Source organism: Burkholderia sp. HI2714 (assembly GCF_002223085.1).
Taxonomy (GTDB): Bacteria; Pseudomonadota; Gammaproteobacteria; order Burkholderiales; family Burkholderiaceae; genus Burkholderia; species Burkholderia lata_D.
The window spans coordinates 41,999-60,455 of the sequence record NZ_NKFM01000066.1; the positions used below are offsets into that span (position 1 = coordinate 41,999).

Sequence of the window (18,457 nt, forward strand, 5' to 3'; positions counted from 1 at the left end):
GCCCCACGGGAAACCACCCGGCAGGCACGCGCGTTGCGGCGAACCGGCGTCACCGACCGCCGCCCGTACACCCGCGCCATGGACTCCACGCCGATCTTCGCTCCGCATATCCAGTTCTGCGACGCCCGCCTCGTCGGACCGCTCGACGCATGGCCGCAGACGTTCGCGCAGGCCGCCGGCCTGGGCTTCGATCACGTGCTCGTCGGCGCGTTCTGGGCCGCGAGCGTCGCCGGCTTTCCGCGCCACGTGGCCGATTTCCGGCGTCCGGCTCAATCGTTCGCGACACGCGCGAGCGCGCTCGAAACCTTCTCCCGGCTCGCCCAGCTTGCACACGGCCACGGGCTGCGCCTGCTGCTCGAAGTCGTGCCGGATCGTGTCGCGCGCGAGAACCCGCTGCGCGCCGAGCATCCGGACTGGTACGTCGAGCACACGCACGACGACGCGCTGATCGATCCGCGCGGCACCGCGCACGCGCTGGATGTCGCCCATGCGAACCTCGGCGATGAAGCCGCGCGCGACGCGCTGTCCGCGTGGTGGTGCAAACACCTCGCCGCGTTCGCCGATGCGGGCGCGGCCGGCTTCCTGATCGACGCGCCGCATCATCTGCCGGCCGACTGGTGGCCCGGCTGGCGCGCGGCGCTGCGCCGTACGCGCCCGGACGTCGCGGTGCTCGCCGGCGTGCCCGGCCATGCGCGCGACGCGCTGGCGCAACTCGAAGGCGCCGGGTTCGACGCGGTGTTTTCATCGGTGCGCTGGTGGGACCTGCGTGCCCCGTGGTTCGTCGACGAACACCGGCTGCTGCGGCGCATCGGCTCGCCGATCGCGTTTCCCGACGCGCTCGACGGCACGCGCCTCGCCGACGACTGGCCCGATGCGCCGGACGACACCGTCGCCCGCGCCTATCGCCGCGCACTGTGGACCGCTGCCGCCGTCGGCACCGGCTGGCTCGTGCCGATGGGCTTCGAGCGCGGCGTCACGGTGCCGCTGATGGCGCGCGACGCCGATGCGGCGCGCTACCGCGCCGCGTTCGAGCGCGCGCGCTTCGACCTGTCGGGCACGATCGCCGATGCGAACGCGTGGCGCCGCGCCACGCCCGTTGCGGCCGCGCGCGGCGAAATCGCGCAGTTGAGCGCGCCTGGCGCACCGGCAACCGCATTGCTGCGCGGCACCGGGCCGTCGCTCGAACAGGACACCGCCGCGCTGCTGATCGCGTTGAATCCCGATCTCGATGCAGCAGTGACGGTCGACCCCGCGACGATCCTGCCCGGCGTGCCGGGCGGATTCACGCGCGTCGCCACGCACGGCGGCACGCCAACCCACCCGCCGGCCGCGCTCGAACCGTTCACGCTCGAACCCGGCGCGTACGCGCTGCTGCATGCATGGCGGGCGCCGCCCGTCACGACCCGCCACGACGCCGCACACGAGCGCGGCATGGTGTCCGCGGCGCTCGCGGCCGACCGGATCGCGATCGAGCGCGTCGAGCCGTCGGTCGACGGCGGCCGCTTCGCGGTCAAGCGCGTGATCGGCGAGACGCTCGTCGTCCACGCATCGATCTTCACCGACGGGCACGCGCATCTCGCGGCCGCGCTGCAGTGGCGCGCCGCCGGCGACGACGACTGGCGCGAAATCCCGTTCGAAGCCGAACCGAACGACCGCTGGCACGCACGCGTCACGCTCGATCGGCTCGGCCGCCATGAATTTCGCGTGATTGCCTGGCGCGACGACTGGGCATCGCTCGTCGACGATGTCGCGAAGAAACACGCGGCCGGCCAGGACGTAACGCTCGAACTGCGCGAAGCGCAGCTGCTGCTCGCGACCGCACTCAAGTTCGCCCATCCGCTCGACGCACGCGCGCTCACGCAGATGAAACAGTGCATCGCCGAATTCAAGGACGCGCCGGCCGACACGCAGCTCGCGCAGCTCGGCGCGGCGCCGCTTGCCGATGCGTTCGCGGCGCTGCGCTACCGCCCGTTCGTCACGCACGATGAAACGACCTGGCCGGTCGAGGTCGAGCGCCGCGCGGCGCGCTTCTCCAGCTGGTACGAGATGTTTCCGCGCTCGGCGAGCGACGATCCGCACCGGCACGGCACGTTCGACGACGTGATCGCGCACCTGCCGCGCATCCGCGACATGGGTTTCGACGTGCTGTATTTCCCGCCGATCCACCCGATCGGCACGACCGCGCGCAAGGGGCGCAACAACAGCCTGAAGGCCGGGCCCGACGACGTCGGCAGCCCTTACGCGATCGGCTCGCCGGACGGCGGCCACACGGCCGTGCATCCGCAGCTCGGCACGCTCGAATCGTTCCGCGCGCTGGTCGATGCCGCGCGCGGCCACGGGCTCGAGATCGCGCTCGATTTCGCGATCCAGTGCTCGCCCGACCATCCGTGGCTCGCCGCGCATCCGGGCTGGTTCGCGTGGCGGCCCGACGGCTCGCTGCGCTTCGCGGAAAATCCGCCGAAGCGCTACCAGGACATCGTGAACCCCGATTTCTACGCGCCGGACGCACTGCCCGACCTGTGGCTCGCGCTGCGTGACGCGGTGCTGTTCTGGGTCGACGCGGGCGTGCGGATCTTCCGCGTCGACAACCCGCACACGAAGCCGCTGCCGTTCTGGGCGTGGATGATCGACGACGTGCGCGGCCGGCACCCGGACGTGGTGTTCCTGTCCGAAGCGTTCACACGGCCGGGCATGATGTACCGACTCGCGAAGGTCGGCTTCTCGCAGTCGTACACGTACTTCACGTGGCGCGAGTCGAAGCGCGAATTCATCGACTACCTGACCGAGCTGACGACCGGCCCGGCGCGCGAATTCTTCCGGCCGAACTTCTTCGTCAACACGCCCGACATCAATCCGCGCCACCTGCAGAACGCGCCGCGCACGCAGTTCGTGATCCGCGCGGCGCTCGCGGCGACGCTGGCGGGCTCGTGGGGCCTGTACTCGGGCTTCGAGCTCGGCGAATCGGCCCCGCTGCCCGACAGCGAGGAATACGCGGACGCGGAGAAGTACGAGCTGCGGGCGCGCGACTGGAGCAAGGCCGCGCATATCGGCGCCGAGGTCGCGCGGCTGAACCGCGCGCGGCGCGCCAACCCGGCGCTGCAGACGCATCTCGGCCTCACGTTCGCCGACGCGGACAACGACTCGGTGCTCGTGTTCGTGAAGGCGACGCCGGCGTTCGACAGCGTGGTCGTCGTCGCGATCAGCACCGATCCGTGGCATCCGCAGGTCGCGAACTTCACGCTGGATGCGTCGCTGTGGCGCGGCCTGGGGCTCGTCGACGGCGAACCGCTCGACGCGCTCGAACAGGACGCCACGCATGCGGAAACCTGGCGCGGACATCGCCAGTACGTCTCGCTCGATCCGCATGTGCGCCCGTATGCGATCTGGCGGCTCACGCCGTCAACAGGCGCCGCGCGGGCGGCGGCGCGCGGACCGGGCGACGCCCGGCCATCCTCGGGAGCCCATGGATGATGAAACGCGAAGATTCCCTCGACGACGTACGCCGCGCGCAATTCCCGTCGCTGGCGCCGGCCGGCACCCCGCGCCGGCGCCGCGCACGCCGTCGCGCGCCGGCGCTCTGCGCGGACGATCCGCTGTGGTACAAGGACGCGATCATCTACCAGGTGCACGTGAAGTCGTTCTACGACTCGAACAACGACGGCATCGGCGATTTCCCCGGCCTGATCGCGAAGCTCGACTACATCGCCGAACTGGGCGTCGACACGATCTGGCTGCTGCCGTTCTACCCGTCGCCGCGTCGCGACGACGGCTACGACATCGCCGACTACCGCGACGTGCACCCCGACTACGGCACGCTGGCCGACGTGCGGCGCTTCATCCGCGAAGCGCATGCGCGCGGCATTCGCGTGATCACCGAGCTGGTGATCAACCACACGTCGGACCAGCATCCGTGGTTCCAGCGCGCACGCCGCGCGAAGCGCGGCTCCACGCATCGCGACTACTACGTGTGGTCCGACACCGACACGAAATACGCGGGCACGCGGATCATCTTCCTCGATACGGAAACGTCGAACTGGGCGCACGACCCGATCGCCGGCCAGTACTACTGGCACCGCTTCTATTCGCACCAGCCGGACCTGAACTTCGACAACCCGGCCGTCGTGCGCGAGGTGATGCAGGTGATGCGCTTCTGGCTCGACCTCGGCATCGACGGGCTGCGGCTCGACGCGGTGCCGTATCTCGTCGCGCGGGAAGGCACCAGCAACGAGAACCTGCCCGAGACGCATGCGATCCTGAAGCAGATCCGCGCGACGATCGACGCCGAGTATCCGAACCGGATGCTGCTCGCCGAGGCGAACCAGTGGCCGGAAGACGTGCAGGAATATTTCGGCAACGAGGACGAATGCCACATGGCGTTCCATTTCCCGCTGATGCCGCGCATCTACATGTCGATCGCGAGCGAGGACCGCTTCCCGATCGTCGACATCATGCGGCAGACGCCGGAACTCGCGCCGAGCAATCAGTGGGCCGTATTCCTGCGCAACCACGACGAGCTGACGCTCGAGATGGTCACCGACTCCGAGCGCGACCTGCTGTGGCAGACCTATGCGACCGACCGGCGCGCGCGGCTGAACCTCGGCATCCGGCGCCGGCTCGCGCCGCTGATGGAACGCGACCGGCGCCGCATCGAGCTGATCAACTCGCTGCTGCTGTCGATGCCCGGCACACCGGTGATCTACTACGGCGACGAGCTCGGGATGGGCGACAACATCCACCTCGGCGACCGCGACGGCGTGCGCACGCCGATGCAGTGGTCGTCGGACCGCAACGGCGGCTTCTCGCGCGCCGACCCCGAACAGCTCGTGCTGCCGCCGGTGATGGGCGCGCTGTACGGCTATGACGCGGTCAACGTCGAGGCGCAGACGCGCGACCCGCATTCGCTGCTGAACTGGACGCGCCGCATCCTGTCGACGCGCCGCGCGTCGCAGGCGTTCGGCCGCGGCACGATCCGCTTCCTGCGTCCGGAGAACCGCAAGGTGCTCGCGTACCTGCGCGAGCTGGACGGCCACGATCCGGTGCTGTGCGTCGCGAACCTGTCGCGGGCGTCGCAGGCCGTCGAGCTCGACCTGTCCGAATTCGCGGGCCGCGTGCCGATCGAGATGACGTCGGATTCGCCGTTTCCGCCGATCGGGCAGCTCACGTACCTGCTGACCTTCCCGCCCTACGGATTCCTATGGTTCGTGCTGGCCGAGCACGGCCGCGAGCCGTCGTGGCGGCAGCCCCATGCGGAGCCGCTGCCCGAATACGTGACGCTCGTGATGCGGCGCGGCGATACGTGGCCGGACGTCGAACAGCTGCACGTGCTCGCGCACGACGCACTGCCCTCGTGGCTCGCGCGGCGGCGCTGGTTCGCGTCGAAGGACCGCGCGATCGGCACGGCCAGGCTGAACGTCGTCACGCCGGTGTCGGGCGAACCGTTCCAGTATGCGGAAGCCTGGGTCGAATCCGGTGAGACGGGCCATGTCGAACGCTACGTCGTGCCGCTCGCGGTCGCGTGGGGCGGTGAAACCTCGCAGCCGCTGTTTGCGCAGCTGGCGCTGGCGCGCGTGCGGCGCGGCCATTCGGTCGGCTACCTGACCGACGCGTTCGCGCTGCCGGCGTTCGCGCACGGGATGCTGCGCAAGCTGCGCGACAGCGCGACGGTGCCGACCGCCGACGGCGGCCGGCTCGCGTTCCTGCCGGAAGACGCGCTCGCCGCACTCGATCCCGGCGACGACGCCGAAGTGCGCTGGCTCGCGGCCGAGCAGAGCAACAGCTCGCTCGTGATCGGCGACGCGATCGTGCTGAAGCTGGTGCGCAAGGTCGCGCACGGCATACATCCGGAAGCGGAAATGAGCCGCTACCTGACGCGGATCGGCTACCCGAACACCGCGACGCTCGCGGGCGAAGTCGTGCACGTCGATCCGGACGGCACACCGCACACGGTCGCGATCCTGCAGCGCTACGTCGACAACCAGGGCGACGCGTGGACGCGCTCGTTCGACTTCCTGCGGCGCGCGGTGGACGAGCTCGCGCTGCCGGCCGCCGACGAAGAGGACACCGGCGACACGGACGAGGAACCCGAAGCGCTGCTCGGCTATGCGGCGTTCGCCGGGATCATCGGTACGCGGCTCGGCCAGTTGCACGTCGCGCTCGCGCAGCCGTCCGACGATCCCGCGTTCGCGCCGGAGCCCGCGACGCCCGGCCATGTCGACGGCTGGTGCGCGGACGCGATCGCGTCGTTCCAGCACGCGCTCGACGTGCTGCGCACGCGGCTCGATGCGCTCGACCCTGCAATGCGCGCGGCGGCCGACACGCTGCTCGCGTCGCGCGACGCGGCCGTCCGCGCGCTCGGCGAGCTCGTGCCGCGCACGCTCGAGGCGCAATGCATGCGGATACACGGCGATTTCCATCTGGGCCAGGTGCTCGACGTGCAGGGCGACGCGCTGCTGATCGACTTCGAAGGCGAGCCGGCGCGCCCGCTCGAACACCGCCGCGCGAAATCGCATCCGCTGCGCGACGTGGCCGGCCTGCTGCGTTCGCTGTCGTACGTGAGCGCGACCGCGCAGTTCGCGATCGAGAAGGCGCCGCCGCAGGCGGCCGGCCGCAAGCGCGCATTGTTCGATCGCTTCGGGCAAGCCGCCGCCGACCGCTTCGTCGACTGCTATCGCACGGCCACCGAGCAGGCCCCCGCGCGTTTCGTCGACCCGCGCTACGCCGATCGCCTGCTCGCGCTGTTCCTGATCGACAAGGCGTCGTACGAGCTGTGCTACGAAGCCGCGAACCGGCCCGACTGGCTGAGCGTGCCGGTCGGCGGGCTCGCCGCACTGGTCGAACGGCTGCTCGGTGACGGCGGTGCATCCGCCGAAGGAGGGTCGCAATGACCGGAACGCTGTTCGAACGATCCGATATCGATGCGCTGCTCGCCGGCCGCCATCCCGATCCGTTCGCGTGCCTCGGCCCGCACGGGCAGGCCGACCAGGTCGTCGTGCGCGCGCTGCTGCCCGGCGCGAAAAGCGTGCACGCGCTGTCGCCGGAAGGCGCCGACCTCGGCGCGCTCGCGTGCGTCGATCGCGCCGGCTGCTTCGCGGGGACGATCCCGCGCAACGGCGGCGCGCCCCACTACCTGCTCGCGATCGACTGGCCCGACGCGCGGCAGGTGATCGACGATGCGTATGCGTTCGGCACGCTGCTCGACGACGCCGTGCTCGCCCGCTTGTCGGCCGGCGACCCGGCCGCCGTGCTCGACTGCCTCGGCGCCGCGCCCGCGCGCATCGACGGCACCGACGGCGTGCGCTTCGCGGTCTGGGCGCCGAACGCGCAGCGCGTGTCGGTGGTCGGCGATTTCAACGGCTGGGACGGCCGCCGGCATCCGATGCGGCTGCGGCGGCCGTCGGGCGTGTGGGAGCTGTTCGTGCCGGGCATCGGCGCGGGCGAATGCTACAAGTACGAGGTGCGCGCGGCCGACGGGCGCGTGCTGCCGCACAAGGCCGATCCCTGTGCGCGCGCGACCGAGGCGCCGCCGCGCACGGCGTCGGTCGTCGCCGACGTCGCGGCGCTCGACGCGTTCGCGTGGCACGACGACGGCTGGATGCACGCGCGGCCGCACGCCGACCGCTACCGTGTGCCGTGGTCGATCTACGAGGTGCATGCGGAATCGTGGCAACGCGTGCCCGAGGAAATGAACCGCAGCGCGACCTGGGACGAACTCGCCGAGCGGCTGATTCCGTACGTGAAGGGCATGGGCTTCACGCACGTCGAATTCATGCCGATCGCCGAATACCCGTTCGGCGGCTCGTGGGGCTACCAGCCGCTCGCGCAGTTCGCGCCGTCCGCGCGCTTCGGGCCGGTCGAAGGTTTCGCGCGCTTCGTCGACCGTGCGCACGCGGCCGGCATCGGCGTGCTCGTCGACTGGGTGCCCGCGCACTTCCCCGACGATCCGCATGGCCTCGCGCAATTCGACGGCACCGCGCTGTACGAGCACGCCGACCCGCGCGAAGGGCTGCATCCCGACTGGCACACCTGCGTGTTCAACGTCGGGCGCACGGAAGTCGGCGCGTTCCTCGCCGCGTCGGCGCTCGCGTGGGCGCGCCGGTATCACGTCGACGGCATCCGCGTCGACGCGGTCGCGTCGATGCTGTACCGCGACTATTCGCGCGCCGAAGGCGAATGGGTGCCGAACGTGCACGGCGGCCGCGAGAACCTCGAATCGGTCGCGTTCCTGCGCATGATGAACGACACGCTGCACGGTGCGGCTGCGCCGGCGGGCGTCGTCACCGTCGCGGAGGAATCGACCGCGTGGCCGGGCGTCACCGCGCCGACCGGCGACGGCGGGCTCGGCTTCGACTTCAAGTGGAACATGGGCTGGATGCACGACACGCTCGCGTATCTGCGCGAAGACCCGGTGCATCGCCGCTATCACCACGACCGGATGACGTTCGGGCTCGTGTACGCGTTCTCCGAGCGCTTCGTGCTGCCGCTGTCGCACGACGAGGTCGTGCACGGCAAGGGCTCGCTCGTCGCGAAGATGCCGGGCGACGCGTGGCAGCGGCTCGCGACGCTGCGCGCGTACTTCGGCTTCATGTGGGCCCACCCCGGCAAGAAGCTGCTGTTCATGGGCAGCGAATTCGCGCAATGGGCCGAGTTCGCGCATGACGCGACGCCGCACTGGGATCTGCTCGACGCACCCGCGCATCGCGGCGTGCAGCGGCTCGTGCGCGACCTGAACCGCACGTATGCGGCCGAGCCCGCGCTGCATGCGCTCGACTGCCACGCGGCCGGCTTCTCCTGGCTGATCGGCGACGACCGCGACAACAGCGTGTTCGCGTTCGCGCGCCGCGACGACGCCGGGCACCTGGTGGTCGCCATCTGCAACTTCACGCCGGTGCCGCGCGCGAGCTATCGCGTCGGCCTGCCCGCGCCCGGACAGTGGCGCGAACTGATGAACACCGATGCCGCACCGTACGGCGGCACCAACGCCGGCAACGACGGCGCCGTGTGGGCCGAAGCCGTGCCCGCGCACGGCGAGGCGTGGTCGGCCACCCTGCGCCTGCCGCCGCTCGCGACGCTATGGCTGCGCCCTACCTGATTTCCCGCACCCTGGACACGGAGATCCGCCCCATGCCGACCGCCCTGCCCACCCGTCTCGAATCCGGCCGCAGCTATCCGCTCGGCGCGACCTGGGACGGCCTCGGGACCAACTTCGCGGTGTTTTCCGCGCACGCGCACCGCATCCAGCTGTGCGTGTTCGATCCGACCGGCCGCAAGGAGCTTGCGCGCCTCGACCTGCCCGAATGCACCGACGAGATATGGCACGGCTACCTGCCCAACGCGCATCCGGGCACCGTGTACGGGTTTCGCGCGGACGGCCCGTACCAGCCGCAGCACGGCCATCGGTTCAATCCGACCAAGCTGCTGCTGGACCCGTACGCGCGCAAGCTGGTCGGCCAGTTCCGCTGGTCGGACGCGCTGTTCGGCTATCGCCTGCATTCGAACCGCGCGGACCTGTCGATGGACCGGCGCGACTCGGCGCCCGCGATGCCGAAGTGCGTGGTGGTCGACGAAGCGTTCGACTGGAGCACCGACCGGCGCCCGCGCGTGTCGTGGCGCAACACGGTGATCTACGAGACCCACGTGCGCGGCGCGTCGATGCGGCGTGCCGGGTTGCGCCCGCCCGAGCGCGGCACGTTCGCGGCGTTCGCGCATCCGGCGTTCATCGATCACCTGCTGTCGATCGGCGTGACGACGGTCGAGCTGCTGCCTGTCCACGCGTTCCTGCAGCAGCGCGCGCTGGTGCAGCGTGGCTTGCGCAACTACTGGGGCTACGACACGGCCGCGTTCTTCGCGCCGGAGCCCGCGTATCTCGCGACGCGGCGGCTCGACGAGATGCGCATCGCGATCCGCCAGCTGCATGCGGCCGGCATCGAGGTCGTGCTCGACGTCGTCTACAACCATACGTGCGAGGGCAACGAGCTCGGCCCGACGCTGTCGTGGCGCGGCCTCGACAACGCGAGCTACTACCGGCTGATGCCGGACGACCGCCGCTTTCATGTCGACGAGACCGGCTGCGGCAACACGCTGAACCTGTCGCATCCGCGCGTCGTGCAGATGGTGATGGATTCGCTGCGCTACTGGGCCACCGCGTTCAACATCGACGGCTTCCGTTTCGACCTCGGCGTGACGCTCGGTCGCGAGGAACACGGCTTCGATCCGGGCGCGGGTTTTTTCGACGCGCTGCGGCAGGACCCGGTGCTCTCGCAGCGCAAGCTGATCACCGAGCCGTGGGACCTCGGCCCCGGTGGCTACCAGCTCGGCCGCCATCCGCCCGGTTTCGCCGAATGGAACGACCGCTTTCGCGACACCGTGCGGCGCTTCTGGCGTGGCGACCCGGGCCAGCGGCCGGAGCTCGCCGCACGCCTCGCGGGGTCGGCCGACCTGTTCAATCACCAGCGGCGCCATACGTGGGCGTCGGTCAATTTCATCACCGCGCACGACGGCTTTACGCTCGCCGATCTGGTGTCGTATTCGAAGAAACACAACGACGCGAACGGCGAGGACAACCGCGACGGTCGCGACGACAACTGCACCGCGAACTGGGGTGTCGAAGGGCCGACCGACGATGCGGCGATCCGCGCCGTGCGCGCGCGCGTCGCGCGCTCGATGCTCGCGACGCTGTTCACCGCGCTCGGCACGCCGATGCTGGTGGCCGGCGACGAGTTCGGCCGCACGCAGCACGGCAACAACAACGCGTACTGCCAGGACAACGAGCTGTCGTGGCTCGACTGGGATCTGGCGCGCAGCGACGAAGCGGTGACGCTGATGCGCTTCGTGTCGCGGCTCGCCGCGCTGCGGCGCATGTATCCGGTGATGTCCGCGCCGCGCTACCCGTCGGGCGACCGCGAGGCCGCGCCGGGCATGGCCGAGCTCGGCTGGTTCGACGAGCACGGCGACGCGATGACCGTGCCCGCGTGGCAGGACCACGAGCGCCGCGCGCTGACGATGCGCCGCGTCGGCACGGGCCGCACCGGGCGCACCGAGGCGCTGCTCGTGATGCTGAACGCGTCGTCCGAGACGGTCGTGTTCGCGCCGCCCGCGCCGGTGCTCGACTATCGCGTGCTGGTCGACACGGCCACGCCGGACGCCGGCCCGCGCCCGTGGCCGGCCAGCGGTCTCGACGTCGCCGCGCACGCGGCCGCGATCGCGGTGGCCGCCGTGCCGCCCGACCTGTCTCCGGGAGACCCGACATGAGATCACGCCCCGCCCGTCCATCGGATTCGCACGCGTTCGACGCGTCGTTCGGCGCGACCTGCGTCGACGTCGACCGCACGCGCTTCCGGCTGTGGGCGCCCGCGAGCCGCACGGCCGCCGTCGAAATCGAAGGCGAAAACCTCCCCACCGTCCCGATGACCGCGGTGGGCGATGGCTGGTTCGAGGCCGTCGTGCCGTGCGGCCCCGGTACGCTGTATCGCTACCGGCTCGACGGCGATCTCGCGGTGCCCGATCCCGCGTCGCGCTTCCAGCCCGGCGGCGTGGCAGGCCCGAGCCAGGTCGTCGATCCGGCTGCGTACCGCTGGCGCCACGACGCGTGGCGCGGCCGCCCGTGGCACGAGACCGTCCTGTACGAGCTGCACATCGGCGCATGCGGCGGCCACGCGAGCGTCGAGCGGCGGCTGCCGGACATCGCCGCGCTCGGCGTGACCGCTGTCGAGCTGATGCCCGTCAATGCGTTTCCCGGCGCGCGCAACTGGGGTTACGACGGCGTGCTGCCGTTCGCGCCCGATGCGTCGTACGGGCGGCCCGAGGAACTGAAGGCGCTGATCGATACCGCGCACGGGCTCGGGTTGCAGATGTTTCTCGACGTCGTCTACAACCACTTCGGCCCGGAAGGCAACCTGCTGCCGCGCTACGCGCCCGCGTTCTTCCGCGCGGACCGGCAGACCGCGTGGGGGCCGGCCATCGACTTTTCGCGGGAGCAGACGAGCGCTTTCTTCATCGAGAACGCGCTGTACTGGCTCCACGAATTCCGTTTCGACGGGCTGCGCATCGATGCCGCGCACGCGATCGACGACGACATATGGTTGCGCGAACTCGCGCGCCGCGTGCGCGCGTACGCCGGCGACACGCGCCACGTTCACCTCGTGCTCGAGAACGAGCGCAACGCGGCGAGCCTGCTCGGGCCCGGCGGTTTCGACGCGCAATGGAACGACGACTTCCACAACAGCGCGCACGTGCTGCTGACCGGCGAGCGCGACGGCTACTACCGCGCGTACGCCGACGCGCCGTTGCGCCATCTCGCGCGCACGCTCGGCGAAGGCTTCGCGTACCAGGGCGAACCGTCGCCGCTGCACGACGGCGCCCCGCGCGGCGAACCGAGCGCGCACCTGCCGCCGACCGCGTTCGTCGCATTCCTGCAGAACCACGACCAGGTCGGTAACCGCGCATTCGGCGAACGGCTGCGCACGCTCGCGAACGAAGACGCGGTGCGCGCGGCGACCGCGCTGCTGCTGCTCGCACCGTCGATCCCGCTGCTGTTCATGGGCGAGGAAGACGGCAGCACGCAGCCGTTCCAGTTCTTCACCGACTATCGCGGCCTGCTCGCCGACGCGGTGCGCGAAGGCCGGCGCCGCGAATTCGCGGCCTTTCCGGCGTTCGCCGACGCCGCGCATCGCAACGCGATTCCCGATCCGAACGACATCGCGACGTTCGTGCGTTCGACGCTGCACGGCAGCAGCGACGAAACCACGCCCGACACCGACGCATGGCGACGCTTCTACCGCAGCGCGCTGACCGTGCGCGCGGCGCTCGTGACGCCGAACCTGCCCGGCGCCAGCGCACTCGGCGTCGACCTGCTCCCGGGCGACGGCGACCCGCAGGCGCTCGCCGCGCGCTGGCGCCTCGGCGACGGCAGCACGCTGACGATCGCGTTGAACCTCGGCTCGTACGACGCGGTGCTGCCCGCGCTGCCGGTCGGCAAGATCGTGTTCGAGACGCCGCCACGTGCGCGCGACCGGTTGCGCGACCTGCGGCTGCCGCCCCGCGCGTGCATCGCGTGGCGCGACGGCGAGGTCAACCAGGATGCGCGGCAGCACCGCATGAATGGGCAGGGCCGATCATGACGACCGACGTGTCGATCACCGAACTCGCGCGCGCGGCCGGCCTGGAACCCGACTGGACCGATGCGGGCGGCATCGCGCGGCGGGTGGACGATGAAGCCCTCGTCGCGCTGGTCGACGCGCTCGGCTGGCCGTGCAGCACGGCGACCCAGCGGGTGGAAAGCGCCGCCGCACTCGCCGACGCGAACGCGGCGCCACCGCGCATCGTCACCGGCGACGCGGGCCTGCCGCTGACCCTGCCGGCCGCGATCGCCGCGCCGGGCGCGCGCTTCCGGATCACGCTCGAAGCGGGCGGGCATGTGGACGGGCGCGTGGGCGGCGAAGGCGAACACGGCACGCTGCCGCCGCTCGCGATCCCCGGCTATCACGCGCTCGACGTCGGCGACCAGCGCATCGGCCTCACGATCGCGCCGCCGCGCCCGCAACCGGTCGACCCGCGCGCGGCGGATGCGGGCGGCCGCTGGGGCATCGCGGCGCAGCTCTACAGCCTGCGCCGCACCGGCGACGACGGCGCGGGCGACTACACCGCGCTGGCGCGGCTGGCCGCACATGCGGCACGGCACGGCGCGCAGGCGGTGGCGATCAGCCCGACGCACGCCGGCTTTCCGGCGCTGCCCGCGCACGACAGCCCGTATTCGCCGTCGTCGCGGCGCTGGCACAACGTCGCGTATCTCGACTGCGACGCGGTGCCGGGTGCCGCTGCGGTGCCTCACGCTACCGGTGCCGCGGCCGACGCACCGTTGATCGACTGGCCGCACGTGCTGCCGCTGAAACTGCGGCGCCTGCGTGCGTGCTTCGACGCGTGGCGCGCCAGCGACGATCCGTCGCGTGACGCATTCCAGCGGTTTCGCGCGACGGGCGGTGCGGCACTCGATGCGCATGCGCGCTTCGACGCATTGCAGGCGTTCTGCCTCGAGCATGGGGCGGGGGTTGACTGGCGGAAATGGCCGGCGCCGTGGCGCGAGCCGGGATCGGCTGAAGTCGACGCGTTCGCGCACGCCCATGCCGACACGGTCGCGTTCCACACGTACCTGCAATGGTGCGCGTCGCGCGCGCTCGGCGACGCGCAGCACGCGGCGCGCGGCGCGGGCATGGCCACCGGGCTGATCGCCGATCTCGCGGTCGGCTCCGATCGCGCGGGCAGCGACGCGTGGACGCACGGCGCGACGCTGCTGCGCGGGGTGTCGCTCGGGGCGCCGCCCGACCTGTTCAATGCGGCCGGCCAGGCGTGGGGCGTGACGACCTGGACGCCCGCCGCGCTGCGGGCGGAAGGCTTCGTGCCGTTCGTCGAACTGTTGCGCTCGGCGTTCGCGCATGCGGGCGGCATCCGCATCGATCACGTGCTCGGCTTCGCGCGGATGTGGATCGTGCCGGACGGCGGCTCGCCGCGCGACGGCGCCTACCTGCGCTATCCGGTCGACGATCTCGTGCGGCTCGTCGCGCTCGAGGCGGCCCGTTATCGCGCGCTCGCGATCGGCGAGGATCTCGGCACGGTGCCGGCCGGCTTCCGCGAACGGCTCGGCGCGCAGGGCATCGCCGGGATGCGCGTGCTGTGGTTCGAGCGCGACGCCGGCGGCGCCTTCCGGCCGCCGTCGGCATGGGATCGCGACGCGATCGCGATGACGTCGACGCACGATCTGCCGACCGTGGCCGGCTGGTGGCGCGGGGTCGATCTGGCCTGGCGGCGGATCGCGGCCGAGGCGGCACAACAGTCCGGCGACGCGGAGGCGCGCAACGCAGCGCCGCCCGCACCGCCGGATGAAGCCAGCGCGGATGATCGGCACACGATCGTGCCCCGCGCAGCCGCCCCGCCCGACGCTGCGGACACCCCGCCGCCCCCGGAAGCCGGCCCCGCCGCCCCGCCGCCCGCCGTCGATCCCGACGTCGTCGCCGCGCATGCCGCGCGCGCCGCCGAACGCGCCGCGCTGTGGCGCGCGCTACAGCACGCAGGCTGCGCGCCGGCCGGTGACGCCACCCCGCCGGCTGATGCGCCGCCGGTCGCCGCGATACTCGCGTACGTCGCGCGCAGCTCGTCGCCGCTCGCGATCCTGCCGCTCGAGGACCTGCTCGCGCTGGACATGCAGCCGAACCTGCCGGGGCCGCCCTGCGGACATCCGAACTGGCGGCAGCGCCTGCCACGCGCGATCGACACGCTGTTCGACGCCGACGTGCGCGACCGCATTGCGGCCGTGGTGCGCGCACGCGGTTCGCGGGAGCCCGGACCATGACGCCACGCGCGACGCTGCGACTGCAGCTGCATGCGGGCTTCACGTTCGACGACGCGGCCGCGCACGCCGGCTATTTCGCGCGGCTCGGCGTGAGCCACCTGTACCTGTCGCCGGTCGCGACGGCCGAACCCGGTTCGCGACACGGTTACGACACCGTCGATTACGGCACGCTCAACCCCGAGCTCGGCGGCGAAGCCGGTTTCGTCCGGCTCGTCGAAGCGCTGCGCGCGCACGGGCTGGGCGTGATCGTCGACATCGTGCCGAACCACATGGGCGTCGGCGGTTCGTCGAACGGCTGGTGGAACGACGTGCTCGAATGGGGCCCCGCGAGCCCGTACGCGCACCACTTCGACATCGACTGGCATCCGCCGGACGCGGCGCTCGACGGCAAGGTGCTGCTGCCCTGCCTCGGCTCGCCGTACGGTGAAGCGCTCGCGGCCGGCGACATCACGCTCGACGCCGATCCGGCCACCGGACGCTTCTTCGTGTCGTGCCCCGGGCGACGGCTGCCGGTGGCCGCCGCCACCTACGCGGACCTCCTGCGCATCGCGAATCGCGCGGACCTGAACGCGCTCGCCGAACGCTTCGACGCTGCGCCCCTGCGCGACAGCACGCGCCTCGCCGCCGCGCATGCGGCGCTGCGCGATCACGCGGCCACGCACGGCCCGCATGCGCTCGACGCGGTGCTGCGCGGCGCCGATCCGCGCCGCGCGCGCTCGCGCGCCTGCCTGCACTGGCTGCTCGAACGCCAGCACTACCGGCTCGCGTGGTGGCGCACGGCCGCCGACGAACTGAACTGGCGGCGCTTCTTCGACATCGCGACGCTCGCGGCCGTCCGCGTCGACGACGATGCGGTGTTCGATGCCGTCCATGCGCTGCCGCTGCGGCTTCATGCGGCCGGCTACATCGACGGCCTGCGCGTCGATCACGTCGACGGCCTCGCCGATCCGCGCGCGTATTGCCGGCGGCTGCATCAGCGGCTTGTCGCGCAACGCGACGCGCGGCCGTACATCGTCGTCGAGAAGATCCTCGCGCCCGGCGAAACGCTGCGCGCCGACTGGGCCGTCGACGGCACGACCGGCTACGACTTCATGAACGACGTCGGCGCGCTGCTGCACGATCCGGCCGGCGCCGCGCCGCTCGCCGCGCACTGGGCGCACGTGTCGGGTTCGTCGCGCACCTTCGCGCAAGAGGCGCTCGACGGCAAGCGGCGCGTGCTGATGCGCCAGCTCGCCGTCGAGCATGCGCGCGCCGCGCGGGCGTTGCACGGCGTTGCGCGTGCGGCACCCACTACGCGCGACGTGAGCCGGATCGCGATTCGGCGCGTACTGGGGGAACTCGCGGTGCAGTTGCCTGTATACCGGATGTATCCGGTGCAGGACGAAGAACCGGCCGACGCCGATCGTCGCGTGCTCGCGCAGGCGTACGAACGTGCGGTCGCGGCCATCGATCCTGCCGACCGGTTCGCACTCGATCACGTCGCCACCTGGCTCGGGTTGCCGGTCGCACGCGTGCCGCGCGCGGACGCCGCCGCGCTGCACGCGGCGCGCGTCGCGTTCGCGCAGCTCACCGCGCCGCTGGCCGCGAAGGGCGTCGAGGATACGGCTCACTATCGTTACGGCCGGCTGCTGTCGCGCAACGAGGTCGGCGCCGACGCGGGCGACTTCAGCCTGTCGCGCGGCGCGTTCCATGCGCGCAACCGGCGCCGCGCGCGCACCGTGCCGCACGGGCTCGTCGCCACCGCCACGCACGACCACAAGCGCGGCGAGGATGCCCGGGCGCGGCTGGCCGTGCTCAGTGAAATACCCGACGCGTGGCGCGCGGTGTCGCTCGACTGGTCCGCGCTCAACCGGCCGAATCGCGGCAGCGCGCATCGCGACCTCGCATGGGCGCCGGGGCCGGCGGCCGAGGCGATGCTGTACCAGACGCTCGTCGGCTGCTGGCCGCCTGGACTCGCGCCCGACGACGCGGCGGGGCTCGCGGCGCTCACCGAACGCGTCGTGCAGTGGCAGACGAAAGCGCTGCGCGAGGCGAAGCGGCACACCGACTGGCTCGCGCCCGATATGCGCTACGAGCGCGATTGCGAAGCGTTCGTCCGCGCGATCCTGACTCCGCGTGGCCCAGGCGACTTCGCCCATCGGCTGCATGCGTTCGTCGCGCGGATCGCGCCGGCCGGCGTCGTCAACAGCCTGACGCAGGCCGTGCTGCGGATGGCATCGCCCGGCGTGCCCGACCTGTATCAAGGATCTGAATCATGGGATCACTCGCTCGTCGATCCGGACAACCGCCGTGACGTGCCGTTCGCGGCGCTCGCGGCCGAGCGGGTCGACGAGCCGGTCGCGTCGTATCTGGCGACGTGGCCCGATGCGCGCGTGAAGCGGGCGCTGGTCGAGCGCATGCTGGCGCTGCGCGCGCGATGGCCGGTGACGTTCGCGAACGGCGCATACGTGCCGCTGCGCGTACGCGGCCCGCTCGGTCGTCATGCGGTGGCGTTCGCACGGTGCAGCGACGAGGCCACCGTGGTGGTGGTCGCGACGCGGCTCGCGGGCCGATTGCTCGGCGAAGCACCGGAAGTGCCGCGCGTGGAACCCGCGCAATGGGGCGAAACGGCGGTCGTGCTGCCGCGCGATATCGACGGGCCATGGACGGACGGGCTGAATGCGCGGGATGCGATCGACGTGCCGGGACGCATGCTGCCGCTCGACCGCTGCCTGGCCGCGTTGCCCGTCGCGGTGCTCGTCGCCGCGCATCCGCCCGTCACGCGTCGGTGACGTCGGGCTCGCTCGCGTCGTTGCGCTGCACGCACTGCACGACCGACAGTCCGTCGGCCGTCAACGCAGGCCGGCGCTTGCCGGACGCGTCGTCGTGCTGCATCACGATCAGGTGCTGTTCGACCAGCGCAAAGACATCCTCGCGGTCGTTCTGGATCTGCTCCGGTGCGCGATGCACCAGGAGCAGCGTGGCGAATTCATGTGCGGTCAGCATGCTCGTTCCCCGTTGGCGGCTGCGCGAGATGCGCGCCGGCGAGCAGCAATGCATGCACGGACCATGCCGGTTTGCATGGCGCCTCCGCCATCCGTGCCGCATACGCGCGGCGCGATGTGGCACCACACGGCG

General features: G+C 71.7%; 8 protein-coding genes. 7 read left to right on the forward strand and 1 reads right to left on the reverse strand.

Annotation, left to right across the window (positions count from 1 at the left end; genetic code table 11):
- The first annotated feature begins 78 nt into the window (after positions 1–78).
- From CFB82_RS36315 to treY, 7 genes are read left to right on the forward strand one after another with little or no spacing between them, the layout of a single operon-like run.
- Positions 79–3,471: a maltotransferase domain-containing protein gene (locus CFB82_RS36315; protein WP_089487181.1), complete on the forward strand. Its 3,393-nt coding sequence runs from the start codon at positions 79–81 to the stop codon at positions 3,469–3,471.
- Positions 3,471–6,884: a maltose alpha-D-glucosyltransferase gene (gene treS, locus CFB82_RS36320; RefSeq protein WP_089487248.1), complete on the forward strand. Its 3,414-nt coding sequence runs from the start codon at positions 3,471–3,473 to the stop codon at positions 6,882–6,884. Before CFB82_RS36315 ends, treS begins: the two co-directional genes overlap by 1 nt.
- Positions 6,881–9,088, forward strand: a complete 2,208-nt coding sequence (glgB, locus tag CFB82_RS36325; RefSeq protein ID WP_089487182.1) for a 1,4-alpha-glucan branching protein GlgB — start codon at positions 6,881–6,883, stop codon at positions 9,086–9,088. The genes treS and glgB overlap by 4 nt, the downstream gene beginning before the upstream one ends.
- 32 nt (positions 9,089–9,120) lie before the next feature.
- The gene (gene glgX, locus CFB82_RS36330) at positions 9,121–11,247 is read left to right on the forward strand and encodes a glycogen debranching protein GlgX (RefSeq protein ID WP_089487183.1); all 2,127 of its coding nucleotides are present in this window, start codon (positions 9,121–9,123) and stop codon (positions 11,245–11,247) included.
- Positions 11,244–13,115 (forward strand): malto-oligosyltrehalose trehalohydrolase, encoded by a 1,872-nt coding sequence (gene treZ / locus CFB82_RS36335; RefSeq protein ID WP_089487184.1) that lies wholly within the window; start codon positions 11,244–11,246, stop codon positions 13,113–13,115. The genes glgX and treZ overlap by 4 nt, the downstream gene beginning before the upstream one ends.
- The gene (gene malQ / locus CFB82_RS36340; RefSeq protein WP_089487185.1) at positions 13,112–15,340 is read left to right on the forward strand and encodes a 4-alpha-glucanotransferase; all 2,229 of its coding nucleotides are present in this window, start codon (positions 13,112–13,114) and stop codon (positions 15,338–15,340) included. Before treZ ends, malQ begins: the two co-directional genes overlap by 4 nt.
- Positions 15,337–18,111, forward strand: a complete 2,775-nt coding sequence (gene treY, locus CFB82_RS36345; protein WP_089487186.1) for a malto-oligosyltrehalose synthase — start codon at positions 15,337–15,339, stop codon at positions 18,109–18,111. Before malQ ends, treY begins: the two co-directional genes overlap by 4 nt.
- Here the strand turns inward: treY and CFB82_RS36350 are convergent.
- The gene (locus CFB82_RS36350) at positions 18,098–18,325 is read right to left on the reverse strand and encodes a hypothetical protein (protein WP_089487187.1); all 228 of its coding nucleotides are present in this window, start codon (positions 18,323–18,325) and stop codon (positions 18,098–18,100) included. The genes treY and CFB82_RS36350 overlap by 14 nt on opposite strands.
- Positions 18,326–18,457: the final 132 nt, after the last annotated feature.